General features: G+C 51.1%; 1 pseudogene. It reads left to right on the top strand.

Annotation, left to right across the window (positions count from 1 at the left end):
* Window positions 1-874, top strand: a pseudogene (gene vscC, locus R7P74_RS25495) (SctC family type III secretion system outer membrane ring subunit VscC); the annotation flags it as partial.

Below are 874 nucleotides of genomic sequence, written 5' to 3'. Positions count from 1 at the left end.
CGCAGTACCTTGATTTCAACCGGTGTTTGGGATGCTCGTTATGGTTGGCGCGCTGCCGAAAATAAAGGGCTGGTTTATCTAGCTGGGCCGCCGCGTTACGTTGAGTTAGTAGTGCAAACCGCAGAAGCGTTAGAGAGCCGATTGCTGCAAAAGTCAAACTCGACGGATGAGCTGTTTGTAGAACTCATTCCGCTTAAATATGCCTCGGCGACGGACAGAAGTATCTCGTATCGCGACCAAAGCATTACCGTTCCGGGGATTGCTTCGGTATTGAGCCGTGTGGTTGGCGGTGTTCAAACTCAAATTACGGATTCTGCGTCTGTACAAACATCGCCTGTAAACGGATTACCCGCAGAAGCAGCGAAACCTCGCGGCAAAACTGCGTCTGTGCACGGCGGTGCAACCGTAGAAGCGGAGCCGGGGCTGAATGCGATCATCGTTCGCGATACCCAAGCAAGACTGCCGTTGTATCGCAAGCTGGTCGCTCAACTCGATCAGCCACAATCTCGTATCGAGGTTGCGTTATCTATTGTGGACATCAGCGCAAACGATTTACGTCAGCTCGGTGTGGATTGGCGTGCGGGTGTATCGGTTGGAAACAACCGCATTGTCGACATCAAAACAACCGGCGACGTTGATAACGGCGATGTCACATTGGGCAGTGGTCAGAGTTTCAAGTCCTTGTTGGATTCGACCAACTTGAACTACTTGTTGGCACAAATTCGTTTATTGGAATCGAAAGGCAGTGCGCAAGTCGTTTCCAGACCAACGCTGCTCACGCAAGAAAACGTCGAAGCGGTGCTAAACAACAGCAGCACTTTTTACGTCAAATTGGTTGGCAAAGAGACGGCGGCTTTGGAAGAAGTGACGTATG

Source organism: Vibrio sp. 2033, assembly GCF_033339735.1.
The sequence above is the reverse complement of the archived record's forward strand: the minus strand, read 5'-3'. Positions and strand labels throughout refer to the sequence as shown.